This window comes from Streptomyces sp. NPDC024632 (assembly GCF_055559175.1).
Window position 1 is genome coordinate 521,469 of record NZ_JBVHLD010000002.1, and the last position, 26,550, is coordinate 548,018.

Consider the following 26,550-nt stretch of genomic DNA (forward strand, 5'->3'; position numbering starts at 1 on the left):
AAGTTTATACTGATCATCATGACGACCAGCAGCGACGCGGCTGGCACCGCGGCCGACGCGACCGGCACGGCGGCGAGCCCGGACGACCCGGCCGGTACGGGCAGTCCGGCCGAGGCCGGACGCATCGCGGTGGACCTGCGCGTGGCACTGAGCCCGCTGGTGCGGCGGCTGCGGCAGGTGAAGCCGGACGGGGAGCTGACCTTCTCGCAGATTTCGGCCATGGTCCGGCTGGACCGGGAGGGCCCGGCCACCGCGACGGAGCTGGCCGCGGGCGAGGGCATCAGGCCGCAGTCGATGTGCACGATCATCGGCGTGCTCCAGGAGCGCGGCCTGGTCGTCCGCGACCCCGACCCCTCCGACGGCCGCCGCATCGTCGTCTCCCTCAGCCAGGCCGGTCTCGACGGCCTGCACGGCGCCCGCGCCGAGCGCGCCCGCCGTCTGGCCCGCGCGATCGACGAGGAGCTGACCCCCGAGGAGCAGCGGCTGCTGGCCGACGCGATTCCCCTGCTGGAGAGGATCACCCGCCGTGTCTGACCCCGCGGAGCCCGACCCCTCGGACATACCCGCCCGCGCCGCCCCGCCCGGTCCCGGCCCCGCGGGCCCCCGCCCCGACCGCTACAAGTGGATCGCGCTGTCGAACACCAGCCTCGGGATGTTCATGGCGACCGTGGACTCCTCGATCGTGATCATCTCGATGCCCGCGATCTTCCGCGGCATCCACCTGGACCCGTTCGCGGCCGGGAACATCAGCTACCTGCTGTGGATGATCATGGGGTATCTGCTGGTCACCGCGGTCCTGGTGGTCACCCTCGGGCGGCTCGGCGACATCGTCGGCCGGGTGCGGATCTACAACCTCGGCTTCGTCGTCTTCACCCTCGCCTCGGTCGCGCTCTCCTTCGACCCCGCGCACGGCGGCGCGGGCGCGATGTGGCTGATCTGCTGGCGGATCGTCCAGGCCGTGGGCGGCTCCATGCTGATGGCGAACTCCGCCGCGATCATCACCGACGCCTTCCCCGCCGAGCAGCGCGGCATGGCGCTGGGCATCAACCAGATCTCGGCGCTGTCCGGCCAGTTCGTCGGCCTGGTGCTGGGCGGGCTGCTGTCGGCGTGGGACTGGCGGGCGGTGTTCTGGGTCAATCTGCCGTTCGGCATCCTCGGCACCGTGTGGGCCTACCGCTCGCTGCGCGAGACCTCCACGCGCAGGCAGTCCCGTATCGACTGGTGGGGCAATCTCACCTTCGCCGTCGGCCTCGGTCTGCTGCTGGTCTCCATCACCTACGGCATCCAGCCCTACGGCGGCCACACCATGGGCTGGCTGAGCCCGAAGGTGCTGACCGGGCTGATCTCCGGCGTCGTGCTGCTCATCGTCTTCGTGGTCGTCGAGACGCGGGTGGCGCAGCCGATGTTCCGGCTCGCGCTGTTCCGCAGCCGCGCCTTCGCCGCGGGGAACGCGGCCTCGCTGCTGGCGGCGGTCGCCCGCGGCGGCCTCCAGTTCATGCTGATCATCTGGCTCCAGGGCATCTGGCTGCCGCTGCACGGCTACGCGTTCGACGACGCGCCGCTGTGGGCCGGGATCTTCCTGCTGCCGCTGACCGCCGGGTTCCTGATCGCGGGGCCGCTGTGCGGGTGGCTGTCCGACCGGTACGGCGTACGGGCGTTCACCACCGGCGGCCTGCTGGTCTTCTCGCTCAGCTTCGTCGGCCTGCTCCTGCTGCCGATCACGTTCTCGTACTGGGCGTTCGCGCTGCTGATCATGTGCAACGGGATCGGCTCGGGGATGTTCTCCGCGCCGAACACCTCGGCGATCATGAGCAGCGTGCCCGCCACCGACCGCGGCGCGGCGTCCGGGATGCGCTCGACGTTCCAGAACTCCGGGATGTCGCTGTCGATCGGGGTGTTCTTCTCGCTGCTGATCGCGGGCCTGGCCGACCGGCTGCCGTCGGCGCTGGACAGCGGGCTGCGGGCGCAGGGCGTGCCGCCGGACGTGGCCCACCACGCGGCGTCGCTGCCGCCGGTCTCGACGGTCTTCTCGGCCTTCCTCGGGGTCAACCCGGTGCAGACGCTGCTCGGGCCGACCGGTGTGCTGGACACGCTGCCCGCGCACAACAGGGCGGTGCTGACCGGGAAGGAGTTCTTCCCGCACCTGATCTCCGCGCCCTTCCACCACGGGCTGGTGATCGTCTTCGCGACGGCGGCCGGGATGGGCCTGCTGGCCGCCACCGCGTCGCTGCTGCGCGGTGGACCCGCGACGCGGGCGGTGACGGCCGAGGCCACGCCGCCCCAGGTCAGGGCCGGTTCAAGACGATCGAGTTGACCGGGGTGAGGTTGTAAGACCAGTGGTCGTTCAGCTCCAGGGTGATCCGGCAGTCGCCGCCGTTGTACTGCCAGCAGAGCTGCGAGCGCGGCGGCGCCCCGCGTGATCCTGCGCATGGTGATGTCCCTCCGTCCGCGGCCGGACCCCCGCCGGCCGTCGCGTCGGCGGCCGGGTCCCGCCGGCCGCCGTCACCGCCTGACGCTAGGAGACGCCGGGCCCGGTCCGCTCCTGACGAATGACAGGGACCGGCGCGATGGTGCCGTCGAGGCGGACCTGGAGGGCGGGGTGCGGCGGGGTCGCGAAGCCGAGGCCGGTGTAGAGACCGGCGCCGTCCGCGGTCGCGTTGAGGTTGATCACCCGCGCCTGGGTCTCGTCGGCGAACCAGTCGAGCACCGCCTCCATGCAGGCCCGCGCGTAACCGCGGCGCAGGCGGCGCGGGTCGGTGCAGACGTTGGAGATGTGGCCGTGCAGACCGCTGAGGTTGGTCGGGCCCGGCGCGTGCCGGTCGCAGGCGCCCACCGCGTTGCTCACCACGCCCAGTTCGGGGTCGTCCACGACGAAGGCGGCGAACTCGCCCGTGGCGGCGAGGCGTTCGGTGAACCACGTACGGGCCCGCGCCCGCCACGGCGCGTCGTCCCCGCCGACCCGCGTGCCCATCGCGTCGAGCATCACGGCTCTGAGGCGTACGAGGGCGTCCGCGTCGGCGGCCGTCGCGCGGCGCACGATCACGTCGGGGGCCGAGTCCGAGGCGGCCGGGTCCGGGGCGGCCGGGCCTGAGACAGCCGGGTCCGAGCCCAAATCCCGCTCGGGGGCGGGGAGTTCACCGTCGGTGCCGATCTTCATACGGCGCATTGTCACTCATACGGACAGCGCACGGCATCTCAGTTCCCCGAGCCCTTCACAACAGCGCTCAGGAGTGGTAGGTGGGGCGGATGGTACGTGAAGGTGGTACGGGCGGCCTCGCGGTCGTCCGTACCACCGGGTTCCGGAGTCGGTGCTCCGGACTCAGTACCGGATCAGCGCTCGGGATCGATCCTTCGCTCGGGGTCGATCCTCCGCTCGGCGCCCAGCCCACGGTCGGAACGCGCACCGCGGTCCGTGCTCATCGCGCGGTCCGAGCTGAAGCCGCGCTCCGCGCGGTCCGAGCCCATCCGGCCGCCGCCGGCCGGGAGCCCGCGGCTCCTGGACCGGTTACGGCCGAGCATGCCCATGCCCATCGTGGCGAGTCCGACCAGGCAGATCACCGCTCCGGTGATCACGTTGCTGAGGATGGTCTTGTGCACGTGGGGGCTACCGGACACCACCCAGGGTGCGACGATCGTGAACGCGCCGATCACCACGGCGGCCCAGCCCAGTCCGTGCGTACGTTCCAGGACGGAGCCGAAGCCCAGGGCCAGGACGGCCAGGGCGATGCCGAGGATCAGGTTGGTCACGGTGAGAGCGTGGAAGCCGGTGAATCCGGCCACCCACGGCGAGATCGCCAGGTAAAGCCCGGCCAGCAGGGCCAGACCTTCAACGAGACCGGCCCATGGCTTCGCCGCCGCTTCCTCGTACCGGCCCCGAAGGGCCATCAGGTCCGGGTGGGTATCGATTCCCGTCGTCGGGTTGGTCGATTCGGTGGCCATTCCAGCCACCTCCTTTGCTGAGTGCAGTCGCTTCTACCACCGGATGTCCTTCGGGTCTCCGCCCCGAAGCTGCCGCATCCTCACACAGCGTAAATCGCCTGATACCACTCAGGCCACTCGGATGGCGTACATATCTCCTCATATCGCCCTGCCGCCCCCCGCCGGACCCTTGCGACGACCGCCCAAGGGCGTTCCTCGCTGATTTCCTCACCGAATCACGGGGCAGGGGTGCGGGCGGGGGCGGCACGGCCTCGGACCCGGCGGATCACGGGCGGGGGGTGCGGGCGAGGGGTGGCCGGGGCGCACGGCCTCGGCCCGGCCCGGCTCGGCTGATGGCTCGTCGCCCCGGCCGTACGCGTCAGGCGGTCAGGGCTCAGCGGGCGCCGAGCGCCTCCACCGTACGGACCAGCGGCGCGAGTTCGGGCTCGCGGGCGGCCTCGTCGAGGGCCTCGCGCAGGGCGCGGTCGTTGGTGGGGCGGGCCTCGGCGAGCAGGACGAGCCCGGTCTCCGTGACGTCGGTGTAGATGCCGCGGCGGTCGGTGTCGCAGAGGTAGCGGACCAGCAGGCCGCGGTCCTCCAGGCGGCTGACCAGCCGGGTCGTGGCGCTCTGGCTGAGCACGACCGCGTCGGCGACCTTCTTCATCTGGAGGTGGCCGCCGGGGCCGTTGTGCTGCTTGCTGAGCACGTCGAGCAGCGAGAACTCGCGCACGCTCAGCTCGTGCCCCGCCTGGAGCGCGCGCTCGATGTGCGCCTCGATCCTGCCGTGCAGCAGGGACAGCGCGCACCAGCCCTGGGCCAGCGCCACGGTCTCGGTCATCCTCGGCTCCTCCACCGGCCTCGCGGCGGCTCGCACCACCCTCGTCCCCGACCGGCCGGTTCGCACCGGTCGGTCCCGCGGTCGTCGTCGGCCGCGTCTTCAGGATAGCCCGCTTCCGCAATAGGCGGCGTTTGCACTTATCCCGCGTCTGCAATTATTGTGGGCGCTGGTTAACCGCGCACCGGTCCCGTACCCGTCCGTACCGCCGGTTCCGTCCCCTCTCCTCCGGAAGGTGTTTCCCATGCCGCTCGCGCTGCTCGCCCTGGCCCTCGGGGCCTTCGGCATCGGCACGACCGAATTCGTGATCATCGGGCTGCTGCCCGACATCGCCGGGGACTTCGGGGTGTCCATCCCGACCGCGGGCTTCCTGGTGACCGGCTACGCGCTCGGCGTCGTCGTCGGCGCGCCGCTCATGACCGTGCTCGGCACCAAGATCTCCCGCAAGCGGATGCTGATGCTCCTGATGGGGCTCTTCATCGCCGGGAACCTCGTCTCCGCGGTCGCGCCCACCTTCGCCCTCATGCTGGCGGGCCGCATCGTGGCCTCCCTCGCGCACGGCGCCTTCTTCGGCATCGGCTCGGTCGTCGCGGCCGGTCTGGTCGCCGCGGAGAAGAAGGCCGGGGCCATCGCGATGATGTTCACCGGCCTGACCGTGGCCAACGTGGTCGGCGTACCGCTGGGCACCTTCGTCGGGCAGTCCGCCGGGTGGCGCGTCACCTTCTTCGTCGTCGCCGGTTTCGGCGTCCTCGGCCTCGCGGGCATCGCGAAGCTCGTCCCCGAGATCCCCCGGCCCGAGGGCGTACGCCTCGGGCACGAGCTGGCCGCCTTCCGCAACGTCCAGGTGCTGCTCGCCATGGCCATGACCGTGCTCGGCTTCGGCGGCGTCTTCGCCGCGATCACGTATCTCGCGCCGATGATGACGAACGTGACCGGTTACGCGGACTCGTCCGTCACCTGGCTGCTGGTGCTCTTCGGGCTCGGCATGGTCGGCGGGAATCTGCTCGGCGGCCGGTACGCCGACCGGCGGCTGATGCCGATGCTCTACGCCACGCTCGGCGGGCTCTCGCTCGTCCTCGCGCTCTTCACCGTCACCGCGCACAACAAGGTGGCCGCCGCCGTGACCGTCTTCCTGATCGGCGCGCTCGGCTTCGCGACCGTCCCGCCGCTCCAGAAGCGGGTGCTCGACCAGGCGTCCGGCGCCCCGACGCTCGCCTCCGCCGTCAACATCGGCGCCTTCAACCTCGGCAACGCGCTGGCCGCGTGGCTCGGCGGGCTCCTTCTCTCGGCCGGGCTCGGCTACACCGCCCCGAACTGGCTCGGCGCGGCCCTCGCCGCGGCGGCGCTGGCGCTGGCCGTGACCTCGGCCGCCCTCGGCCGCGGCTCCGCCCCCTCCGGCCGACGGCCGGGAAGCGTCACGGCCGCGCGCGCCCCGAAGGAGCGCGGGGAACCGCGCGAGCAGCCCACCGCCGGGCCGGTGGCCCGACGACAGCCGGACTACCCCGCTGGGGCCGGTGGTGACCTGCGCGAACACCGTGGCTGAGCGCGCGGTTCCCCGCGCCCCCGAAAGGGCCGGCTCGCCGTCGCGCCCAGGGCACCGGCCCCGCGGGGGCCGGCGGGCGACCCGTGGAGGCCGGCGGATCGCCCGTGGGGGCCGGCGGATCACCCGTGGGGGCGCGTCGGCGCAAGGTAGTGACGGAGTGTCAGCGTCCGTGCAAGAGTAGTGAGTTATGACTCATGGGGACGGGGAGCCGGGCCGCAGGATCCGGATTCGGGTCACTGGCGACGACGCGCAGGATCTGGAAGCGCTGTACCGCTGGCTGAGCCTGGAGGACTGGTTCGCGCAGGCCGAGGCCGCGCATCAGCTCACGGCGGAGGTCCGCGAGTACGACGGCGGGCGGCATGACCCGGAGGAGCGGCGGGACGGCCCGCCGATGAGCGGCGGCCTCGTCGAACTGGTGCTGGTGATCGCGGGCGCGGCCATCACCCCGGTCTTCGAGGACCTCTACAACCGCGCGAAGGTCGCCGCCCACGCGTGGGCGGCCAACAGCAGCAGCGACGACCACCCCATGGTGACCGACGTCCAGGCGGACGGCGCGGGCGACGGGGTCGACGGCGGCGACGGGGCCGGGGACGGGGACGGCGCAGCCAACGGGGGCAACGGGGCGGACGACACGGACGACGCCGACGAGGAGCCGGAGGACGACGAAGGCGGAAGGAACACCTAGCCATCGTGTCCTCGCATGCTTACGACCCACGCGGCAAGGCCAATCGCGCACTGCTCTTCGGGGTGTACCGGTACGACCACTTGGACGACCTGCCGGGCGTGCGGCACAACCTCGGCCAGTTGGTCGAAACCCTGATGGCCGGAGGGGTGTTCGGGGCCAACGAGGTCCGGCAGGTGCTCCCCAGGACCCAGCTCGAATTCCTCTCGCACCTGGAGAACGAGGCCAAGGCCGCCGAGGGCCTGTTCCTGCTCTACTTCGCCGGACACGGCGGAGTGGACCGCAACGGCGACAACTTCCACCTGCTGGTCGGCGAGTCCCGCAGGATCGGCCGCGACGACTACGCGGAGGCGGTGTCCTGGAGCAGCCATGTGCTGCCCAGGCTCAGGGACATCGCCGAACGCCGGCTGGTCGACCGGATCGTGGTGATCCTGGACTGCTGCTACGCGGGCAACGCGCTGCTCGAATTCAAGCCGGGCACGCTGCACCGCGGCAGGGACCGTATCTCGGTGCTGACCGCCGTCCAGATCAACCGCCGGATACCGGGGGGCAACGGGCACGAGCCGACGCCGTACACCAAACAGCTCATCCGGCTGCTGCGCGACGGGCTGCCGAGGACCGATGAGGACATCGGGCCGGAAGAGGCCGCGCGGATCGAGCTGATCCCGCTGTCGGCCGCGCTGTACGAGGCGATGCGGCACAAGTTCACGGAAGGCGGCGACGACCCGTGGGTGCCGCGTCACCACGCCGCCGAGTCCCGGCAGGACGTACTGCTCGGGCTCTCGCCGCGGCTGCTGGAGGAGATCGACCGGCGGAACGCCGCGGGCCGGGCGGCCTGGTGGCGGGCGGCGCTCGCGGCGGCCGGGATCGGCGCGGGCGAGGCGCGTACGGGGCGGGGCCGTCGCGGAGAGCGCGGAAGCCGTGGGGAACGGGGTGGTCGCGGGGAACGGGGAAGCCGTGGGGAGCGCGGCCGTCCTGGGGAGCGCGAGCAGCGCAAGGGCCGTCCCCGTAAGGAGAGTTCGGGCACAGCCGGTCCCGGCAAGGGCCACAACCTCAAGGTCCTGATCCCGCTGTTCACCGCCTTCGCGGTGCTCCTCGCCGGAGGCGGCTACGGCGTCTACACCTGGGTCGGCGGGAGTACGGCCTGCGCGCCGCCGGTCGAACTGCGGCTGCTCACCGACCCGGACGCGGCGCCGACCGTGAAGAAGGCCGTGGCCGCGTATCTGACCTCGGGCGCCAACCATACGGGGAGCGGCTGCCGCCGCTCCGGGATCAGCCTGGTCGACCCCAAGTCCGCCGACGCGGTGACCGGTTTCCAGCACGCGGCCGACTGGCGTACGCCGCGCTCGACCGGTGAACTGCGCCCGCAGCGCGACATCGGCGCGCAGCCGGACATCTGGATACCGGGCTCCGACGTCACCCTGGCCCGCGCCAAGTCCCTTGTCGGCAAAAGCGACGACGTGGAGCTCGGCTCGCTCGGCGCGGTCGCGTACACCCCGGTCGTGCTGGCCATCCCGACGACCCTGGCCAGTACCCCGGCCTCGGTCACGGGCACCCCGCTCGGTCAGCTCCTCGACCAGCTCAAGCGCAACAACCCCAAGACGGTGCCGGTGCTCCGCGCCGATCCCGAGTCCACGGATTCGGCGCAGCTCGCGACGGTCGGGGTGTACGGGCAGAACGGCGTCTCGCCCGTGAGCGACGCGGTCGTGGGGCAGTTCGAGCGGCAGGCGGCCCAACTGCGGCCCGCGCAGCCCGACTCGTACGCGCTGATGTGCGCGCTGGCCGGGGCGGACCCCGAACTCAAGGACAACGCGGCGGTGTTGGTGCCCGAGCAGGTGATGACGCAGTTCAACACGCACGCGGACGCCAAGGCGCGGGTGGGCTGCGACAACAACAGGCTCCATCCCCGCGCGCCGCAGTATCCGGCCGATGTCGCGCCGCTCGACCTGCCGTTCGTGCACGTCACATGGAAGGGCGCGGACCGCGACGCGACGGCCAGGAAGGACGCCGTCGACCGTTTCCACACCTGGCTGACCGGCGCGGCCGGGCAGAAGGTCTTCACCGACGACGGCTACCGGACGGTCGGGGGCGCGACCGGCACCACCAGCGGTTCCGCGAGCGGCACGGCGACGGACACGGGCTCCGGGGCCGTCGTTCCCGGCAGTACGGTCATGCCCGGCACCTACCCGCCCGACGCCCAGTGGCTGGCGAGGTACGCCGCCGCCGTGGGCAGTGCGCTGGACCGCTACCGGCACGCGCTCGGCCCCGGCCGGGTGCTGTATCTGCTGGACAAGTCCAGCTCGATGGACACCTACTGGAGCAATTCCGCGGGCGCCCTCGACCTGCTGTCGCAGTCGCTCGACACCTTCGGGCCGGACGACGCGTACGGCGTGTGGACGGTGGTCGACAAGCCGCCGACGCAGCAACTGGTGCCGCTGGGCAGGCATTCCGACCTCGCCGGTATCCGCCGCGAGGTCAAGGCGACGAAGCTGGTGGACGAGGAGTCCTACCCGGGACCCGCGCTGGACGCCGCGCTCACCGAGATGACGGAGCGCCAGAAGGCCACCGGCGGGGCGCAGTTGATCGTCTACATCACCGACGACGAGGACGACGAGCACTTCAAGGGCCGGGATCTCCCCGACCTGCTGGCGCGGATCGCCGCCCGTCCCGTACCGGTGGAGTGGGTGTCCCTGGCGCCGGGCGGCGGCTGCGCTGCCGGTTCGGTCGGCGCGCAGATCGCCAGGACCAGCGGCGGGCGCTGTCTGAACGCGTCGAGCAGCCAGGTCTCGGAGCTGCGCGACGACGTCGCCCGCGCGGGAACGGGGAACGCCCGGTGAGGCGGCGTCGCGCGGCGACCGCCGCCGCCCTGTGCCTGCTCGCGCTCGCCGCCGCCGCGTGCACCGGCGGGGGCGGCGGGGGCCGTGCCGCGCAGCCCACGACGACCGGCGGCGGCGAGATCATCGTGGCCAGCGGTCTGGACGTGACCGGCAGCGACGGGGTGCGCCAGCAGCTCATCGAGCAGTGGAACGGGACGCCGGAGGGCAGGCGGCACCCGGCGCGGCTGGTCGAGCTGCCCGGCGAGGCCGACCAGCAGCGCAGCCAGTTGCTCGGCGCGCTCCAGTCCGGCAGTTCCGCGTACGACGTGGTGAATCTGGACGTCACCTGGGTGCCGGAGTTCGCGCAGGCCGGGCTGATCAGCCCGCTCGACCACCAGATGAATCTCGACGACGGGGACGTCATCCCGTCCGTCGCGGGCACCGCGCGGTGGGACGGCCACACCTACGCGGCGCCCTTCAACAGCGATGTGGGGCTGCTCTATTACCGCGCCGACACCATCAAGGCCATCGGCATCGATCCGGCGAGCTTCCCGAAGGCCGACACCACCTGGCAGGAGCTCCAGACGCTCATCAGCGATGTCGACGCCGACAAGGACCACCAGCCCAAGGGCTACATGGCGGGGTGGACGAGCCAACTCGGCGCGTACGAGGGGCTGACGGTCAACGCCATTGAGGCGTTCGCCTCGGTGGGGGTCCAACTCGCGGACACCGAAGGTCATTACACGGCCGACCCGGCAAAACTGCGGGCGGCTTTGAGCGAGTTGAAGTCCCGCGCGGGCCATGACGAGACGCTGCCCGAGGCGCTCACCTCCGACGAGTCGACATCCCTCGGCGACTTCGCGGCCGGGCACACCGTCTTCCTGCGGCACTGGCCGTACGCGTACGGCGCGCTGTCGCGGACCTTCGGCCCGTCGCAGATGCAGGTGGCGCGGCTGCCGGGGAAGGCCGTGCTCGGCGGGCAGAATCTGGCCGTGGCGGCGGGGTCGCCGCGCGCGAAGTACGCGCTGGACCTGGTCAAGTACCTGACGGACGCGCAGTCGGAGCGGTGCCTGCTGGACGCCGGATTCGCGGCGACGCGGGAGTCGGCGTACAAGGACGCGAAGGTGCGGTGCACGCTCGCGCCGGGCACGAAGGGGTCCGGGGGTTCCGGCGGGTCCGGGGGTTCCGGCGGGTCCGGGGGTTCCGGCGGCTCTCCGAGTCCGGGGGCCTCGGCGTCGTCGGAGTCGCTCGACATGCCGCGCGACGCCGACGGCCGCCCCGCGTACGCCGCTTCCACGCTGCTGCCCGCGCTGACCCAGGCGGTGCAGCGCCCCCGCACTCCGTACTACGGCGCTCTCACGCAGCTTCTCCAGGCGCAGTTGCACGACTGGATCTCCGACACCGGTCCGTTCAGCGGCGGCGGTTCGTCCATCGATCCGGGGCCGCTCGCCGACTCCCTCGACCGGTCGCTGGCGAAGATCCTGAAGGGCAAGTAGGGCGCTGGCGACCGTCTTTGACACGCCTGGGGCCGGTGAGGCAACTCGGGCGGTGCTCCAGCGTGTTGACCGGAGTATGAGATCTCCTCTTCGATCCACCGTCCGCACGGCGGCGGCCTCGCTGCTGCTGGCCGCCGGGCTCCTGGCGGCGGGCACGCAGACACCGGCCGTCGCCGCCGTACCGCATGCGACCGCCGAGACCGCCGCCACGACCGCCGCCGGCGTCGAGACCGCCGAATACGACCTCGGGGACACGGCGTTCACCGATCCGGAGTCCGGCACGGTCAGCGAGGTGCGGGCCGTGGTGCACTACCCGCGTCATCTGACCGGGCGGCTGCCGCTGGTCGTCATGTCGCACGGCTCCTGGTACGCCTGCGACGACGCGGACGCGCAGACCTGGCCGTGCCCGGCGGGCTCGCACCCGTACCCGAGCTACCGGGGCTACGACTACCTCGGCCGCGCACTGGCCGAGCGCGGCTTCGTCGTGGTCTCGCTCAGCGCCGACGCCATCAACATGACGTCCTTCGACTACGGCGACCGCGCCCGCCTGATCAATGAACACCTGCGGCTGTGGCGGGACTTGGCCAATGGCGGCGGCGCCCTGAAGGGCCGCTTCACCGACCCGGCGACCGGCCGCGCGGTCGCGCCCGCGTTCACCGGCCACGTCGACATGACGCGCGTCGGCACCCTGGGGCACTCGCGCGGCGGCAAGGGCGCCATGTGGCAGGCGTCCGACAAGCACCGCGCCGAGTGGCCGACGGGCGTACGGGTGAAGGCCGTTCTCGCGCTGGCGCCGGTCAAGTTCGACTACCCCGAGGGCGAGAACAGCGACACCCTCGACACGAAGGTGCCGTTCGCGGTCGTCACCAGTACCTGTGACGGAGCCGTCCACGAGCAGGGCCAGGAGTATCTGGACGACATCGCGGGCCTGAACACCGTGACGGACTTCTCCGTCTCGCTCCAGCACGCCAACCACAACTACTACAACCGGTCCTGGACCCCGCCGGCCTCGCTCGGCGAGGACGACAGCACCTGCCCCGCGCAGGAGTTGACCCCCGCCCACCAGCAGGACGCCCTCACCGCGTACGCCGTCGCCTTCTACCGCTACGAGCTGTACGCCGACCCCACGGGCCTCCCCGTCCTCACCGGCCGCCACCCCCTCCCCCACACCCCCGCCACCACCCGCATAGCCCTCCCCGCCCCCACCTCCTAGGCCCGGTCAGCGGCCCGCAACACGGCGCCGTACTTCACCAACCGCCGCCGGGACAGCAGCACCCCCAGCCCCCACAACCCGACGAAGAACGCCCAGACACCGCCGCAGACGAGCAACGGCCCCGCCGTGAACCCGAACTGGGACAGCGGGATCAGCAACGCCAGCGGCAGCACCACTACTTGGATCAGGCCGCGCCTGCGATGACCTCGCGCGTAGTCCACCTGAATACGCGCGTGCAGCAGCTCGACCGCTTCTCGCACCTCCGGCGACGGCCGCAGCCGCCGCCGTCCCGGCCGCATTCCCGGCAACTGGCCGCCGCGCAGTCCCTCGGGATACCGCGCGGCGGCCAGGGTCGCCCGTTCCGCCGCGTCCGCCTCCCGCCGGAACCCGAAATACGGATTCGGACTCCCCTTCGGCGACGTCGCCGCCATCCCCTCGTACCGGTAGCCGTACTGCTCGGCGACAAAGGCGAACGCCGCGAATCTCCGCCACGACCCCACCAGATTCCGCGCCTCATGCCGCGCCGCCCCCCGCGCCCCGTCCCGCATCAGCGCCTTGAGCTGAGCCTCCACGAACATCACGACCTCCGGCCTCCGTGGTCTGGCATGACCTTTTGTCCGGTCCCCGCCGGCGGACCCGCATCCGGGACTCGGCGGAACCATCCATACCGCAAGGATCTTCTTATAGCTTGGTCAAGAAAAAGTCATCTCTGAACGAAGCGGCATGAGTTCGTCATGCGGATGGGGGGCGAGCGTGGGCTCGTTGAAGTATCCGAACCTTGGCTTCGATCCGGCTCCGGGGGATCTGGAAACCGTCCGTCTGATGGTCTCCGCGGTGGGGCAAGTGGCCCACAATAGCGGCAGCGCCCAGAGCCAACTGAGCAAGATCGGCACCTCGGACGGTGTATGGGTGGGGAAGTCCGCCGATGCCTTCACGGAGTCCGTGGAAAAGATTCCGCCATATCTCAAGAAGGCCCTTGACGCGGTGAATTCGGCGCACCGGGCCCTGGCGGGCTGGGAGACCAGTCTGGACGGCTTCCAGTCGCGGGCCCGCGGGCTGGAGGAAGAGGCGGCTGCCGCGGCGCGGAAGGTCGACTCGACCAAGAGTTCCTTGACCGGTCTTCCCGCGGACACCTCCACGATGTCCGACACGGAGAAGGAAGCGCACGAGCGGGACAAGAAGGGCAAGCAGCAGGCGTACGACACGGCGCACGGCGAACTGGAGTCGGTCCGGGGGCGCGCCCGTACTCTGCACGTCGAGTACACCACCGCGGCCGACTCGACGGCGCGCGCGCTGAAGGACGCCACCGACGACGCCCCGCCGAAGCCGGGTTGGTTCGACAATCTGGTCGACAGCGTCACCGACTTCCTCGCCGACGCGTGGAACGTCCTGTCCGATCCGAACTTCTGGAAACTGGTCGGCGACATACTCGCCGACATCGCGATGGTCATCGGCGTGATCTGCCTGGTCGCCCTCGCTCTCGGCACCGGAGTGGGGGCGCTCGGCCTGATCGGCTTCATCGTCGGCGTGGGCGCGCTCGCCGCGCACAGCGCCGCGATGATCGGCGGCGCCGAAGGTGTGACCTGGCAGACTCTGGCCTGGGACGCCGCGGGTGTGATCGCGGGCGGTATCGGTCTGGCGGGCGGCAGCATGATGAAGGCCGGGCGCGCGATGGTACAGGCGGGGCGTGAACTGCGGGTCGCGGAAGGCATCGTGGCGACGCTCGGCAAGATCCGGCCCGGCGCGCTGGGCAACATCGCCAAGATACCCAGCGGTGTCGCCAACACCCTGCGCGGTTTCAGCATGGCAGGGCAGGGCTGGACGTATGTGGCCACGGGCAAGGTGTTCGACTTCGTGGGCACCGTCACCGGCGCGGGCTTCGCGCTCGGGTCCAACGCGAACGACGGCCGGTGGACCGACGGCGACTGGAACATCTCCGACATCCCCGTAGTCGGGCCGATCGCCGGATTCGTCAACTACAAGGCGCCCGACAACAATCCCACGGTCATGGCGCCCGGCCCGCTCGGCCCGACGTTCGACGGGCCCACGACCTTGACGTCAGCGGGCAACAGCTTCGCCAAGGGGCTGGAGCAGGGGCAGTACGGGACAGCGGCGTGAGCGGCCCGACTGCCCAAGGCACGGCAAAGGGCGCGGGGCGGGAGATCCCGTACGCGTTCGGATACCAGGTACCCGACGAGTTCATCCGGCTGCCGGAACCCACTGAGTCCGAAGGCTGGCACGAGGCGCTGGCCACGTTGATGCCCGACGCCGACGAGGAGCAACTGGCTTCTGCGGGAGCGCAGATGCGTGCCAGTCTGCCGGGTCTGGCCGCGGGCAGCGGGGACACCGTCGTCCTTACCGCGATGTGTCTGGGTACGGAGGACGTGGAGGGTGACGAACGCCTGTCGATGGGCCTGCTGGCCGTGACGGTACGGCCCAGCACGCACCGGGACCGACTGCTCGCCGCCGAGGCGATCTTCCAGGCGGAGCAGCGCAAGCTCTTCGCACGCGAGGGCCGGCTTCAAGAGCTGAACTTCCCTCTGGGCAAGGGTGTGCAGGGCAGGCAGGACATCCTGATCGCCGCGAAGCTGCCCGCGGGGCCCGGCGTGATGTCGACCTCGCTGCGGCTGCTGACGCTCCCCGCGGGCATGGCCGCCGCGGCCGGAGTCGAGGATCCTACCGGCGCCGCGGCGACAATACGGCCGACGCTGCCCGTGGCGGCGCTGCAACTGATCGTCCCGGCGCCCCGCGACTACTGCGTCTACGTGACGATCTCGACGCCGTCGCTCTTCCTGCTGGACTCCTACAGCGGGCGGCTCGCACACATCGGGCGGACGTTCACCTTCAATCCGTCCCAGGAGCACGAGGGTTGAGGCCGAGGCGCGGGGAGTGAGCCCGCGGGGCGAGCGGCGGACGGATTACTCGCCGCCGCCCTCGCCCGCCTTCTTGAGTTCGTCGAGGAGCTTCTGATCGATCTTGGCGAACTCCTCGGCGGCCTGATTCGCGAACTCCGAGACGCCCTGGGTGAGTTTGGAGAGCTGGCCGAATCCGAAGTCCCAGGAGTCGGCAAAGTCGTCACACGCCGATTCCAGACCGGAGTGGCCGATCTCCTTGGTGTTGGCGTGCTTCATCTCCTTCGAAGCGCTCTTCATCTGGTCGCCGCTGGTCTCCAGCTTGCGTGCCATGTCCTTGACCTCGTCGCCCGCGAACCGCAGAAAAGACATCCGGCCCCCCGTCCGTATCGCGTCTTCGTGTCGCGCCTCTGCCGATTCCCAGAATAGGTCCAACTGCCTTGGCGCGGCGGTGAGCTCAGGGTTTGAGGAGGGCGTGGAGTTCGGCTTCGTAGAGCTGGGCGGGGTCGAGGGACATGCCGGTGAAGTGGCCGGCGGCTTCGAGGGAGAGGACGCCGTGGAGGCGGGTCCAGCAGGTGAGGGCGCGGTGGAGGGCGGTGGTGGGGGCCGGGTGGGGGTCGGCCCATGCGCGGTGGGTGGCGAGGTGGGCGTCGAAGGGGGTGACGGGGGCGGTGGCGTCGGGGTCGAGGGCGACGCAGGCGTCCAGGAGGACGGCCATGATCTCGGACGCGATGCCGGTGATGTCGTCGGGGGCGTGGTAGCCGGGGACGGGCGTGCCGTAGAGGAGGAAGTAGCGGTGCGGGTCCTCCAGGGCCCAGCCGCGCAGGGCGTGGGCGAGGGCGGCCAGCTCGGGCCGGGAGTCGTAGGCCGAGGCGGCGGCGTGGACGCTGAGGAAGGTGTCGGCGAGGCTGCGGTAGCCGTCCCTGACCAGCTCGGTGATGAGTTCGTCGCGCCCGGCGAAGTAGCGGTAGAGCGCGGGGCCGCTCATGCCCATCTGTTTGGCGATGGCGTTGAGGGAGAGCGCTGAGGCGCCCGCCGTCGCGATCTGCTCCCACGCGTGTTTCTTGACCTCCTCGCGGACCTGGGCCCGGTACCGCTCGCGCGGAGTGCTGGTGGTCGTACCCGGTTCAGCCACTGGCCTTGCCTCCTTCCCGTACGTCGTGCCCGTACGACGTGCCCGTGTTCCCTTTAGTTAGAGGCTATCACGAACGCTATTGACACTCCCGATCGTGAGGTGTTAGAACTTCTAACGAACGCAAACATCAGTAACGAGCAGCTCGCAGCGGAGGCCGCCATGAACACCACCGAAGAACTCACCGAGGTCGTCCTGCCCGGCAAGGTCGAGCCGGAGGGCCTCCAGGTCAGGCACGGCACCGTCCCCACGCCGGGCCCCGGCCAGGTCGTGGTGCGGATGGAGGCCACCGGCGTCTCCTTCGCCGAGCAGCAGATGCGCAGGGGCCGCTACTACGACCAGCCGCCGTTCCCCTTCGTGCCGGGTTACGACCTGGTCGGCACCGTGCAGGCGGCGGGCGAGGGCGTCGGCACGGACCTGGTCGGCACGCGGGTCGCCGCGCTCACCAAGACCGGCGGCTGGGCCAGCCACGTCGTGGTCGACGCCGCCGACACCGTCCCGGTGCCCGAGGGGGTCGGCGCGGCGGAGGCCGAGGCGATGGTGGTCAACGGCGCCACCGCCTGGCAGATGCTGCACCGCAAGGCGCGCGTCCGCGCAGGACAGACCGTCCTCGTGCTCGGCGCGAACGGCGGCGTCGGCTCCGTCCTGGTCGAACTGGCGCGGGTCGCGGGCGTCAAGGTGATCGGCACGGCGTCCGTACGGCACCACGACGCGCTCAGGGAGCGCGGCGTCACACCGGTCGACTACCGCGCGGGTGACGTCGCCGCTCAGGTCCGCGCCCTCGCGCCCGGCGGGGTGGACGCCGTCTTCGACCACGTCGGCGGCCGGGGCGTCGTCGACTCGTGGCGGCTGCTCGCGCCCGGCGGCACGCTCGTCTCCTACGGCACCGCGTCCACGCTCAACGACGAGGGCTCCAAGCAGTGGCCCGTGCTCAAGATCATCGCCCGCGTCTGGGTCTGGAACACGCTACCCAACGGCCGCCGCGCCTACTTCTACAACCTCTGGGCCGGAAAGGCCCTGGCCAAGGACCGCTTCCGGGCCCGGCTGCGCGCCGACCTCACCGAGGTCTTCGCCGCGCTCCAGCGCGGCGACGTCACCGCCCGGGTGGCGGCCCAACTGCCGCTGGCACGCGTGGCGGAGGCGGTCCGGCTGGCCGAGTCGGGGACGGTCGCCGGGAAGGTCGTCCTCACGGCGTGACGCGCCCGCCGCCCCGGTCGAGCACGGGCCCGGCCGGTCCGACACCGGCACCGCCCCTCAACCCCGGCACCGGCACCCACCCCGACCCCGCCACCGCCACCGCCACCGACGCACCGCCACCGCCACCGACGCACCGCTGACGCCCGGACGGGGTCACGGCATCGGCAGGGCATCGGCCTTGCGGAGCAGCAAGGCGCGTTCGCGGGTGTTGGGGCAGTGGCGGGCGGCGAGCTGGAGTGCGGCGCGGGCTTCGGCGGTGCGGCCGAGGCGGGCGAGGAGTTCACCGCGCACGGTGGGGAGGAGATGGGAATGGGAGAGGTGACCGGCGGCGGCGAGTTCGTCGACGAGGTCGAGGGCGGCCTGCGGCCCGTGGGCCATCGCGACGGCGACCGCGCGGTTGAGGTCCACGACCGGCGAGGGGGCGATACGGCCGAGGGCTTCGTAGAGCACGACGATCCGTTCCCAGTCGGTCGCGGCGACGGAGGGCGCGGAGGCGTGGCAGGCCGCGATGGCCGCCTGGAGGCCGTACGGGCCGAGGCCGCGCCCGACGGTGGAGGCGCGTTCGAGAGCCGCCCGGCCACGGCGGATCGCCGAGCGGTCCCACAGGCGCCGGTTCTGGTCCTCCAGGAGTACGGCCTCGCCGTCGGGACCGGTGCGGGCGGGGAAGCGGGCGGCGGTCAGTTCGCAGAGGGCGAGCAGACCGTGCACCTCGGGCTCGCGCGGCAGCAGGGCGGCCAGTACGCGGGTGAGCCGGATCGCCTCGTAGGCCAGGTCGGGGCGGAGGAGGTCGTCGCCGGACGTCGCGGTCGACCCCTCGGTGAAGATGACGTAGAGCACGCTGAGGACGCCGCCGAGCCGTTCCCGCCGTTCCTCGGCCGGGGGCAGGGCGAACGGGACCTCGGCGGCGGCGATCGTACGTTTCGCACGGGTGATCCGCGCCTGGACGGTCGGCACCGGCACCAGGAAGGCGCGCGCGATCTCCTCGCTGGCCAGGCCGCCGACCGCGCGCAGGGTCAGGGCCACGCGGGCCTCGGGCGAGAGGACCGGATGGCAGGAGATGAACATCAGGGCCAGGATGTCGTCATCGATACAGTCCGGGTCCCAGGGCAGGTCGGCGTCGGCCGCCGAGCCCACACCCGTATCCGGGCCCGCGGCCCTTCCCGTGGCGACGCCCGTACCCGCGTCCTCGGCCGCCTCCCCCGCGAGCAGCGCGTACCGCTGGTCCAGCGCCGAGCGGCGGCGGAAGGCGTCGATCGCCCGCCGCCGCCCGGTCGCGAGCAGCCAGCCCACCGGGTTCGCCGGTGTGCCGTCGCGTGACCAGCCGACCAGCGCCTCGGCCAGGGCCTCCTGCGCCACGTCCTCGGCCAGTTCGAAGTCCCCGGTGTAACGGGCCAGGGCCGCGACGACGCGGGCCGACTCGATCCGCCAGACGGCCTCGACGGCGCGGCGCGCGGCCTCCGTACTGCGGGGAGCCGGCCTGTCGGGAGCCGACCCGCCGGGAGCCGACCCGCCGGGGGCCGACCCGCCGGGAGCCGGTCCGCCGGGAGCCGACCCGCCCGGAACCGACCCGCCCCGAGCCACCCCGTCAGGAACCGGTCCGCTCAGATCCGGCCCGTCAGGAACCGGTCCGCTCAGATCCGGCCCGCTCAGATCTGGCCCGTCCGCTCGCGCCACGCCCGCTCCTTGGTGATCCACTCGTTGTCCTGCGGGAACTCCTCGATGCTCGGCACCCGGCGCACCTCGCACTTCGAACCGGCGACGGCGGGCAGCCGCTTCGCCCACTCGACCGCTTCCTCCTTCGAGGCCACGTCGATCAGGTAGAAGCCGCCGAACAGCTCCTTCGTCTCGCCGTACGGGCCGTCGGTGACCACCGGCGCCTCACCGCTGAAGTCGACCACGACCCCCTGGCCCGGGTCGTCGAGCCCCTCCGCCGCCACCAGGACCCCGGCCCGGATCAGCTCTTCGTTGAACCGGCCGACCGTCTCCAGCATCTCGTCGAACGGGGTCTCCATCATCTTCGCGACGGACTCGTCCGTACCACGCATGATCAGCATGTACTTCGCCATGACGGCTGTCTCCACTCTGTTCTGTTCCGTGCGTCCAGCGCTGACGCGCTCCGGGGGCCGTTTTCCGACCCTCTCACCCCCAAGGTCGAACGGCGCGGGAGCGGATCGACACGGCGGCCGGATCGAATTCGGAGAATTCACGGGACCTGGCCGGAGGCCACCGCCAGGTCGGCGTCCGGGACCGGCCCGGCGTCGGTGTCCGCACCGCCGTGGGACGGCGTGCGGTACGCCCGGAGCGGCGCGTTCGTCGCGGCCACGGCCAGCACCGCCAGGACCGCGGACACCCCGCCGAGGACCAGGGAGAACGGGGCGGAGGTGGCCGAGGCCAGCAGACCGCCCCGGAAGTTGCCGAGTTCGGGCCCCGCGACACCGATCACGTGCTCCACGGAGGAGACCCGCCCCCGGTACGCGTCCGGCGTCTCCAACTGGACCAGGGCGCTGCGCGTGACGACGGACACGGTGTCGGCGGCCCCCGCCGCGGCCAGGCAGCCGAGCGCCAGCCACAAAGGCCCCGCCAGCCCGAACCCGGCCAGCGCCAGGCCCCAGACCACGGCTGCGGAGAGCTGTACGAGGCCGCCGCGCCGCCAGCGGGTCACCGTGCCGGAGAGCAGACCGGCCGTGATGCCCCCGACCGCGACGGCCGAGAGGAACAGGCCGAGGGTCCGCGGGTTGCCGCCGAAGCGGATCTCGTTGACGAGGGGGAAGAGCGCCACGGGCATGGCGAGGAGCGTCGCGGCCAGGTCGGTGGCCATCGAGCCCCAGAGGGTGGGTCGGCGCAGGACGATCCGCCACCCACCGCGCTCGGCACGCCGCCGCCCGCCGCCCTTCCCGAGCGCGCGCCCAAGCCCACCGCCCTTCCCGAGCGCGCGCCCAAGCCCACCGCACTTCGCGCGCCGACGCCAGCCACCGCCCCTCTCGGACGCCGTCCCCTCACCCCCCTCCGGCCGCATCGCCGGCAGGCGAATCACCGCGAGCATCGAGACCGCCATGGCCACGGCCTGAATCCCGTACGCGGCGGGGAAATCCCAGCGGGCGATGATCAGTCCGGCCGCGGCGGGCCCGGCCAGCATCGCGGCCTGGAAGGAGACGTTGGTGAGGGCGAGACCGGCCGCGACCTGGTCGCCGGGCAGCAGCCGGACGGGAAAGGTGCGCCGGGCGGGAGCGCCGAGCGCGCTGAAGACGGTGGCCAGGGCGACGAGGGCGAGCAGGAGCAGGACGTTCCTGTTGTGGGCCAGGGCCTGGGCGCACAGGGCGGCGGCGACCAGGAGTTGGCCCGTGGTGGTGGCGCGTACGAGCGCGCGGCGGTCGACGGTGTCGGCCAACGCGCCGCCGAGCAGCCCGAAGAGCAGCATCGGCACGCCGGTGGCGAGCCCGATCGCGCCGGTGCCGACCGGGCTGCCGGTGAGGTCCCAGACCTGGGCGAGGACGGCCACATTGGCTATCTGGCCGCCGAGTTGGGAGACGGACGTGCCGATCCACAGGTCGCGGAAGGGCTGACTGCCGCGCAGCGGACGGGTGTCGAGGAACCGGACGCGTATCCGTCCGCTCACGTCGTCCCGCTCACTTCGACCCGCTCACTCACTTTCGGTCCGCTCACTTCGACCCGCTCACTTCGGCCCGCTCACTTCGGCCCGCTCACTTCGGCGGCTCGACAAGGCGGTTGAGGATGCGCTGCCGCATCGACCGGTGTTCCAGCGCGCGCCGCACCTCCTCGACGACGGCGGTCATGGCGTACGGCACCTCGGCGTCCAGTTCGGCGACGGTCTCGTGGGTGGCGCGCCACTCCGCCTCCAGGAACGGTACGAGCGACCGGCCGCGTTCGGTCAGGTCGATCCGCCGGGTGCGGGCGTCGGGGCCGGGCTCCGAGGTGACCAGGTCCTCCTTGCGCATGGCGGCGACGGTCTGGCTGATCGCGGAGTGCGAGCGGTTCAGGGACTTCGCCAGCTCGCGGATGGTCAGCGGGCCGGTGTGCGCGAGCCGGATCAGCGGATACGCGAACCGGGGCCGTACGCCCGTGATGCCGCGTTCGACGTAGAGCTGCTCGATCTCGGCGTCCATGGCCGCCAGCAGCTCGTGCAGGGTGTGCCAGGGGTCGGGGAGCGCGGTGGGATCAGAAGTTGTCACAGCGCTAATATAACAGCGCTGCGACAATTGCGGAGGCTACGGCTCCGGGCGCGCCGGGGCCAGCCGCGAAGTGGCCCCCGGACCCCGGAGATCGGGGCGGCTTTCCCTTGCCCGAATCGACATTTCGTGGCTCCAGCCGACCGCCCGTACGGTCCCTGGCATGGACAGAAGCTTTCAGACGGCGGAAGAACTCAGTACCGCCCTGCGCGCCGGTGACGTGACCTCGGCGGAACTGACCGACGAGGCGATAGCCCGTATCGAGCGGGATGACGAGGCGGTCAACGCGATCTGTGTGCCGGACTTCGACCGCGCTCGGGCCGCCGCGCGGGAGGCCGACGCGGCGCGGGCCCGCGGCGAGGACCGGCCGCTGCTCGGCATTCCCGTGACGGTCAAGGAGTCGTACGACGTGGCCGGGCTCCCCACGACCTGGGGCATGCCGCAGCACCGGAACCACCTGCCGGCCGAGGACGCGGTGCAGGTGTCGCGGCTCAGGGCCGCGGGCGCGGTGGTGCTCGGCAAGACCAATGTGCCGGTCGGGCTCCAGGACATCCAGAGCTTCAACGAGATCTACGGCACCACCAACAACCCGTGGGACCACGGCCGCACGTCGGGTGGCTCCTCCGGCGGATCGGCGGCGGCCCTCGCGTCCGGCTTCGGCGCGCTGTCCATCGGCTCGGACATCGCCGGTTCGCTGCGCACCCCCGCGCATTTCTGCGGGATCTACGCGCACAAGCCGACGCTCGGGCTGGCGGCGAACCGCGGCATGGCCCAGCCGCCCGCACCGGCGCTGCCGGTCGACCTCGACCTCGCCGTCGTCGGCCCGATGGCGCGCTCCGCGCGCGACCTCACGCTCCTGCTCGACGTCATGGCAGGGCCCGACCCGCTGACGTCCGGTGTGGCGTACGAGGTGAGGCTGCCGCCCGCGCGCCACGAGCGGCTCGGCGACTTCCGGGTCCTGGTCCTCGACCAGCACCCGCACATTCCGACCGGGGCCGCGGTACGGGCGGCCGTGGGCCGGGTGGCCGACGCCCTGGCCGACGGCGGCGCCCGCGTCGAACGGCACAGCCCGCTGCTGCCCGATCTGGCCGAAGCCGCGGTGGTCTACACACAGCTCCTGATGTCGAGTTCCACGGCGCACTTCCCGGTCGAGGCGCAGGAGCAACTGCGGTCCCTCGCCGCCGACTTGAGCCCGGACGACCAGAGCCTGGAGGCGACGCGGCTGCGCGCCATGGTGTTGAGCCACCGCGACTGGCTCGGCGCGAACGGCCGCCGCGAGCTCCACCGGCACGGCTGGCGGCGGTTCTTCGCCGAGTTCGACGCCGTGGTCTGCCCGATCACGCCCACTCCCGCCTTCCCGCACGACCACGGCCCCGATCCGAGGCGACGCCGGATCGACATCGACGGCGCCGGGTACCCGTACTTCGACCAGCTCGTCTGGGCCGGTCTGCCCACCATGCCCGGCCTGCCCGCCACCGCCATCCCGGCGGGCCGGTCCCCCGAGGGCCTGCCGGTGGGCGTCCAGCTCGTCGGCCCGATGTTCGAGGACCGCACCCCGCTGCGCCTGGCCGAACTGCTCGAACCACTGACCGGCGGCTTCCACCCCCCGACATAACCCCGCCTCAGCGGGCCGGGGTGGTGGGGTGGTGGTCGGGCCAGGGGAGGGCGTAGGCGGAGGTGGCGGCGGGGCGGGGGCGGGTGAGGCGGGTGAAGCGGAGGAGTTCGCGGACGATGCCGGCGGTGCCCATGGCCCAGCCGGGGTGGGGTTCGAGGGTGCTGGGGGTGGCGCGGTGCTCGATGTTGGACCAGCGGGCGCCGTCGCGGTCGCGGGTGGCGCGGGAGGAGAGGTCGGCGGCGAGGAGTCGGGCGAAGTCCGGGGGGTCGCCCTGTTCCGCCAGCCGGTCGCAGGCGAGGGCGAGGACGCCCGCGGTGCCGCAGCAGCGGCCGTTGTTGTCCCAGAAGCGGGGCCGCAGGCGGCGGGGCAGGCCGGAGTGGGTCACGGTGTGCCAGCAGCGGTCGGCGAGCGCCTGCCAGGCGGCGGGCTCGTCGAGGACGTCCCGGAGCAGCCGGAAGACCTGGGCGTCACCGGCCGGTCCGTGACACCAGCCGTAGCTGTAGCGCTCGATGAGTTCGGGACGGTCCTGCGGGTCGGAGTGGGGTACGAGGAAACCGTCCGGCCCGTCCTCGTCGCGCGCCACGACGTCGGCGGCGCCCGCCCGCGCCAGCTCGACCAGGTCGGTGCGGCCGGTCGCCGAGCCGACGCGGGCCAGCGCGTACACGATGCCGAGCGTGCCGTGCGAGATGTGGTGCAGGCGCGGGGCCGCGTCGGTGCGCACCTCCCAGTGGACGCCCGCCGGGGTCTCCTCGGCCGTCCGCAGATACGGCTCCACGGCGAGCACGGCCAGGTCGGCGTCGCCCATCGCCAACGCGCCCAGGCCGATACCGGCGTTGCCGCCGAGCAGTTCGAACAGCACGCCCCAGCGCGTCCCGTCGAAACGGGAGCGCACCAGGTCCAGGGCCCGCGCGGCGCCTGCCGCAGCCTCCGGGGCGCCCAGTTCGTCGTGGACGGCCCGCAGCGCGAACGCCATGCCGGTCAGGCCGAAGTACAGCGAGCTGCCGTCCCAGCCGTCGACGGCGGCGGCCACACTGCGGGCGGCGCGCACGGCCGCGTCGCCGTACCGGTCGTCCCCGAAGTGCCGCCGCGCTTCGAGGAGTACGGGGATCACACCGGCCGTACCGCTGTAGAGCGAGGCGTTCGGCTCGTCGTCCGAGGGCGTGGTGGTCCAGGCGAGCCCGCCGTCCTCGCCCTCCCGCGCGTTCCCGAGCAGCCAGCGCAGCGCGTCCGCCGACAACTCCTCGACCTCATCCGCTGTTACGTCTGTTGCGTCAGCCGTCATAACGCCCACTTTGGCACGCTCTCGCTACGGGGCCGCTTCCAGGGGAAGGGGGAGGTCGAGTTCGGCGCGGAGCGTCTTGCCGACGGGGTCGCGGGGGAGGACCGACCAGCGGGTGGCGAGGGCTTCGACCAGGAGGAGCCCCCGGCCGGAGTCGGAGAGCGGGGAGGCGGGACGGAGCTGGCCGGGGTCCGGGGGACGGCGTTCCCCGCGGGCGTCGGAGACGTCGATACGGAGCAGGGTCGCCGTGAGGCGGATACGGAGTTCGAAGTCGCGCCCGGCCACGCGGCCGTGGGTGGCGGCGTTGGTCGCCAGCTCGGCCACCAACAGGGCGGCCGTCTCGGCCAGTTCGGTGCCGTGCGCGACACCCCACAGGTGGAGCTCGTTCGACGCCGCGTGCCGCGCCAGCCGGGCCCCGCGCCGCGTGGCGCTGAACCGCTGGCTGAACTCACGTTCGGTCACGGGGAGTTCGTGCATCGTTGGTGCTGTCATACCGCCCAATGTGACCCCGGCCCCGCCCCTCCCACCAGGGTCCCGCCGCGTACGCTGCGCCAGCGTACGCGCACAAAACGTAGACAGTACCCGTCACCCCCTGTGAGCATTGTCCGACTCGATGTGGTCAAACGAGCGGGCGCGCGGGAGGTGGCCAAGGATGGCCGATGGCATGGACGGTGCGGGAGAGGCGGAAACTTCCGCCGGTACGGGTGCCGGCACTCCCGGCAGCGAGCCCGAGACCTCGGACAGCTTGCGCACCTTCGGTGCGTTTGTCCAGGCGCTCCGGGAACACGCGCGCCTCAGCCGCGAGGAGTTCGGCAACCAGGTGCGCTTCTCCAAACACACGATCGCCTCGATCGAGCAGGGGCGACGCATGCCCGACGCCGACTTCGTGGACCGCGCCGAACCCGTTCTCGGCAACACCGGGGCCTTACGCAAGGCCCACCAACACCTCGGGCGGCAGCGCGGATTGGCCAGTTGGTTCCGCCAGTGGGCGCGGCTGGAGAAGAGCGCGATCACCCTGTACACGTACGAGTGCCGCATGATCCCGGGCCTGTTGCAGACCGAGGCGTACGCCCAAACGATGTTCGCGGACTTGCTGCCGCCGCTGAGTGACGAACAGATGGAGGCGCAATGGGCCGAACGAGCCAAGCGGAAGCGGCTACTCACGGAGCGACCTAACACCGCCTTCAGCTTCGTCCTCGACGAGCACCTGTTCCTACGCAGGACGGGCGGCGTCGACGTCACGCGCGAACTGATCGATCACATCCTGGATTTGAGCCAGCGGCGGAACATCGAGATCCAGATCCTGCCATTGTCCACAGGCGTTCACTCGGGATTGATCGGCCCTATCGTCATGCAGGAGACCCCGGACAATCGGTGGCTTGCCTACGGTGAGGGGCAGGAGACCGGCCAGTTGATCTCCGATCCGAAAGTGGTCAGCATCCTCCAGCAGCGGTATGCAAAACTACGCGCGCAGGCTCTCACTCCCGAGGACACCCGGAGCCTGCTGGAGCGATTTCGAGGAGAACTATGAGCACCCCCGAACTGGCCTGGTTCAAGAGCAGCTACAGCAGTGCTCAGGGTGACAATTGCATCGAAGTGGCCGCCACCTGGCACAAGTCCAGCCACAGCAGTGGCAGCGGCGACAACTGCGTAGAGGTCTCGGCCTGCCCGAGCACCGTCCACGTGCGGGACTCGAAGGACAAGGAAGGGCCCCAACTCGCCTTCTCCCCCGCCCAGTGGGCGGACTTCCTGAGCTTTGCGAGCCAACTCTGAGGCTGGCGGGGT

Annotated in this window: 25 protein-coding genes; 13 read left to right on the forward strand and 12 right to left on the reverse strand. The window is 71.8% G+C overall.

Translation table 11 applies throughout. The annotated features are described in order from the left end of the window. Positions 1 to 18: 18 nt before the first annotated feature. A complete protein-coding gene (locus tag ACZ37P_RS05655) occupies positions 19 to 534 on the forward strand; it encodes a MarR family winged helix-turn-helix transcriptional regulator (protein WP_402710615.1) in 516 nt (171 codons plus the stop codon). 118 nt (positions 535 to 652) lie between these two features. Continuing rightward, complete coding sequence (locus ACZ37P_RS05660; RefSeq protein ID WP_391162574.1) at positions 653 to 2,314, forward strand: MFS transporter; 1,662 nt, start codon at positions 653 to 655, stop codon at positions 2,312 to 2,314. Between the two features lie 201 nt (positions 2,315 to 2,515). On the opposite strand, the gene ACZ37P_RS05665 is transcribed toward ACZ37P_RS05660, so the two are convergent. The 3 genes from ACZ37P_RS05665 to ACZ37P_RS05675 form a co-directional block, all read right to left on the reverse strand. Beyond that, a complete protein-coding gene (locus ACZ37P_RS05665) occupies positions 2,516 to 3,157 on the reverse strand; it encodes a GNAT family N-acetyltransferase (RefSeq protein WP_467344991.1) in 642 nt (213 codons plus the stop codon). A 173-nt stretch (positions 3,158 to 3,330) separates the two neighbouring features. Next, positions 3,331 to 3,939 (reverse strand): SPW repeat protein, encoded by a 609-nt coding sequence (locus ACZ37P_RS05670; RefSeq protein ID WP_355336383.1) that lies wholly within the window; start codon positions 3,937 to 3,939, stop codon positions 3,331 to 3,333. Between the two features lie 373 nt (positions 3,940 to 4,312). Beyond that, positions 4,313 to 4,756 (reverse strand): MarR family winged helix-turn-helix transcriptional regulator, encoded by a 444-nt coding sequence (locus tag ACZ37P_RS05675; RefSeq protein WP_467344993.1) that lies wholly within the window; start codon positions 4,754 to 4,756, stop codon positions 4,313 to 4,315. Between the two features lie 241 nt (positions 4,757 to 4,997). Between ACZ37P_RS05675 and ACZ37P_RS05680 the strand changes: the two genes are divergently transcribed. From ACZ37P_RS05680 to ACZ37P_RS05700, 5 genes are all read left to right on the forward strand, one after another. After that, positions 4,998 to 6,296, forward strand: coding sequence for an MFS transporter (locus ACZ37P_RS05680; RefSeq protein ID WP_467344995.1), 1,299 nt, complete (start codon positions 4,998 to 5,000; stop codon positions 6,294 to 6,296). A gap of 187 nt (positions 6,297 to 6,483) precedes the next feature. Then, positions 6,484 to 6,981 (forward strand): hypothetical protein, encoded by a 498-nt coding sequence (locus ACZ37P_RS05685; RefSeq protein ID WP_467344996.1) that lies wholly within the window; start codon positions 6,484 to 6,486, stop codon positions 6,979 to 6,981. A 5-nt stretch (positions 6,982 to 6,986) separates the two neighbouring features. Next, the gene (locus ACZ37P_RS05690) at positions 6,987 to 9,815 is read left to right on the forward strand and encodes a substrate-binding domain-containing protein (RefSeq protein WP_467344998.1); all 2,829 of its coding nucleotides are present in this window, start codon (positions 6,987 to 6,989) and stop codon (positions 9,813 to 9,815) included. Then, entirely contained in the window at positions 9,812 to 11,290 is a 1,479-nt protein-coding gene (locus ACZ37P_RS05695; protein WP_467344999.1) for an extracellular solute-binding protein, read from the forward strand. Before ACZ37P_RS05690 ends, ACZ37P_RS05695 begins: the two co-directional genes overlap by 4 nt. A 76-nt stretch (positions 11,291 to 11,366) precedes the next feature. Beyond that, positions 11,367 to 12,503, forward strand: a complete 1,137-nt coding sequence (locus tag ACZ37P_RS05700; protein WP_467345001.1) for an alpha/beta hydrolase — start codon at positions 11,367 to 11,369, stop codon at positions 12,501 to 12,503. Here the strand turns inward: ACZ37P_RS05700 and ACZ37P_RS05705 are convergent. Then, positions 12,500 to 13,081 carry a hypothetical protein gene (locus ACZ37P_RS05705; RefSeq protein ID WP_467345002.1) on the reverse strand — a complete coding sequence of 194 codons (582 nt, stop codon included), beginning with the start codon at positions 13,079 to 13,081 and terminating at the stop codon, positions 12,500 to 12,502. The two genes, ACZ37P_RS05700 and ACZ37P_RS05705, sit on opposite strands and share 4 nt — an antisense overlap. Positions 13,082 to 13,226: 145 nt before the next feature. On the opposite strand from ACZ37P_RS05705, the gene ACZ37P_RS05710 reads away from it, so the two are divergent. Both ACZ37P_RS05710 and ACZ37P_RS05715 read left to right on the forward strand, forming a co-directional pair. Further along, complete coding sequence (locus ACZ37P_RS05710) at positions 13,227 to 14,621, forward strand: putative T7SS-secreted protein (protein ID WP_467345004.1); 1,395 nt, start codon at positions 13,227 to 13,229, stop codon at positions 14,619 to 14,621. Further along, positions 14,618 to 15,376 (forward strand): hypothetical protein, encoded by a 759-nt coding sequence (locus tag ACZ37P_RS05715; protein ID WP_467345008.1) that lies wholly within the window; start codon positions 14,618 to 14,620, stop codon positions 15,374 to 15,376. Before ACZ37P_RS05710 ends, ACZ37P_RS05715 begins: the two co-directional genes overlap by 4 nt. A 45-nt stretch (positions 15,377 to 15,421) precedes the next feature. Here ACZ37P_RS05715 and ACZ37P_RS05720 read toward each other — a convergent pair whose 3' ends face one another. After that, positions 15,422 to 15,727 carry a hypothetical protein gene (locus ACZ37P_RS05720; protein ID WP_467345009.1) on the reverse strand — a complete coding sequence of 102 codons (306 nt, stop codon included), beginning with the start codon at positions 15,725 to 15,727 and terminating at the stop codon, positions 15,422 to 15,424. A gap of 85 nt (positions 15,728 to 15,812) precedes the next feature. Then, the gene (locus ACZ37P_RS05725; RefSeq protein ID WP_467345011.1) at positions 15,813 to 16,490 is read right to left on the reverse strand and encodes a TetR/AcrR family transcriptional regulator; all 678 of its coding nucleotides are present in this window, start codon (positions 16,488 to 16,490) and stop codon (positions 15,813 to 15,815) included. 159 nt (positions 16,491 to 16,649) lie between these two features. On the opposite strand from ACZ37P_RS05725, the gene ACZ37P_RS05730 reads away from it, so the two are divergent. Then, positions 16,650 to 17,684 carry a medium chain dehydrogenase/reductase family protein gene (locus tag ACZ37P_RS05730; protein WP_391042944.1) on the forward strand — a complete coding sequence of 345 codons (1,035 nt, stop codon included), beginning with the start codon at positions 16,650 to 16,652 and terminating at the stop codon, positions 17,682 to 17,684. Positions 17,685 to 17,837: 153 nt separating this feature from the next. Here the strand turns inward: ACZ37P_RS05730 and ACZ37P_RS05735 are convergent, their stop codons facing one another. The 4 genes from ACZ37P_RS05735 to ACZ37P_RS05750 form a co-directional block, all read right to left on the reverse strand. Further along, a complete protein-coding gene (locus ACZ37P_RS05735; RefSeq protein ID WP_467345013.1) occupies positions 17,838 to 19,265 on the reverse strand; it encodes an RNA polymerase sigma factor in 1,428 nt (475 codons plus the stop codon). Between the two features lie 65 nt (positions 19,266 to 19,330). Next, positions 19,331 to 19,750: a YciI family protein gene (locus ACZ37P_RS05740; RefSeq protein ID WP_188285869.1), complete on the reverse strand. Its 420-nt coding sequence runs from the start codon at positions 19,748 to 19,750 to the stop codon at positions 19,331 to 19,333. 137 nt (positions 19,751 to 19,887) lie between these two features. Beyond that, the gene (locus tag ACZ37P_RS05745) at positions 19,888 to 21,300 is read right to left on the reverse strand and encodes an MFS transporter (RefSeq protein ID WP_467345015.1); all 1,413 of its coding nucleotides are present in this window, start codon (positions 21,298 to 21,300) and stop codon (positions 19,888 to 19,890) included. Between the two features lie 85 nt (positions 21,301 to 21,385). Then, a complete protein-coding gene (locus ACZ37P_RS05750; RefSeq protein WP_355336369.1) occupies positions 21,386 to 21,874 on the reverse strand; it encodes a MarR family winged helix-turn-helix transcriptional regulator in 489 nt (162 codons plus the stop codon). A 160-nt stretch (positions 21,875 to 22,034) separates the two neighbouring features. Between ACZ37P_RS05750 and ACZ37P_RS05755 the strand changes: the two genes are divergently transcribed. Then, positions 22,035 to 23,486, forward strand: a complete 1,452-nt coding sequence (locus ACZ37P_RS05755) for an amidase (RefSeq protein WP_467345017.1) — start codon at positions 22,035 to 22,037, stop codon at positions 23,484 to 23,486. A 7-nt stretch (positions 23,487 to 23,493) separates the two neighbouring features. On the opposite strand, the gene ACZ37P_RS05760 is transcribed toward ACZ37P_RS05755, so the two are convergent. Next, complete coding sequence (locus ACZ37P_RS05760) at positions 23,494 to 24,768, reverse strand: lanthionine synthetase LanC family protein (protein ID WP_467345019.1); 1,275 nt, start codon at positions 24,766 to 24,768, stop codon at positions 23,494 to 23,496. A gap of 24 nt (positions 24,769 to 24,792) precedes the next feature. Next, positions 24,793 to 25,257: an ATP-binding protein gene (locus tag ACZ37P_RS05765; RefSeq protein ID WP_355336365.1), complete on the reverse strand. Its 465-nt coding sequence runs from the start codon at positions 25,255 to 25,257 to the stop codon at positions 24,793 to 24,795. Positions 25,258 to 25,417: 160 nt separating this feature from the next. Here ACZ37P_RS05765 and ACZ37P_RS05770 point away from each other — a divergent pair, with 160 nt between their 5' ends. Together ACZ37P_RS05770 and ACZ37P_RS05775 are read left to right on the forward strand one after the other, a co-directional pair. Next, positions 25,418 to 26,296, forward strand: coding sequence for a helix-turn-helix domain-containing protein (locus tag ACZ37P_RS05770; protein ID WP_391120401.1), 879 nt, complete (start codon positions 25,418 to 25,420; stop codon positions 26,294 to 26,296). After that, positions 26,293 to 26,538: a DUF397 domain-containing protein gene (locus ACZ37P_RS05775; protein WP_391120399.1), complete on the forward strand. Its 246-nt coding sequence runs from the start codon at positions 26,293 to 26,295 to the stop codon at positions 26,536 to 26,538. The genes ACZ37P_RS05770 and ACZ37P_RS05775 overlap by 4 nt, the downstream gene beginning before the upstream one ends. Positions 26,539 to 26,550 lie beyond the last annotated feature (12 nt).